Origin of the sequence: Arthrobacter sp. ZGTC131, assembly GCF_002929275.1 — a bacterium.
GTDB lineage: Bacteria > Actinomycetota > Actinomycetes > Actinomycetales > Micrococcaceae > Arthrobacter.
Map to the genome: position 1 here is coordinate 1 of NZ_PJIK01000096.1, position 548 is coordinate 548.

Annotated in this window: 1 protein-coding gene; it reads right to left on the reverse strand. The window is 51.8% G+C overall.

The features are described from left to right. The coding region (locus tag CXQ90_RS22575) for a hypothetical protein (protein ID WP_219816757.1) at window positions 1–548 on the reverse strand (548 nt) is incomplete at both ends.

Consider the following 548-nt stretch of genomic DNA (forward strand, 5'->3'; position numbering starts at 1 on the left):
CATTCACGTAGTATTCCACCCCCCAGCTTTCATTAATCAGATAGGTTCCGGTGCTATCCGTGAACTGCGGGTGCGCGGCTTCAGTCTCCTGGATATTCAGGGAGCAATCGATTTCAAATATATAGCTTGTCTTCCCTGCAGCAAGCCGGTAACCGGTGATCGGCCGGTACTCGATGGTCACCTTTTCCCAGTTTCCCGAATAGGTACCTACCACCTTTTCGGTGCCGTTGACGAAGTAACGCACCCCTTCGACCGGAAGGAGACTGTACGTTCCGCGGTCGTGGTCAATGTTCGGATTGCGGATGACTATCAGCTTGTCCGGGTTGTTGAGCGAATCCCGGCCTTCGAAGTAGTCATCGGGGTGCGCATATGTCTGGGCAGGAAGTTCTTCGGGAAAATTATAGAATTGCTGCGTGCCCCACATGTAATAGTTTTTAGGATACTGGGCGGCGTCCCTGTTGCCGGTGGTGAAAAGGCCGATTCCAATAGTGTTTATCTTGGGACTCAGCAGGTTGATGTTGTGACTGGGAGAATTGACCCACTGATCA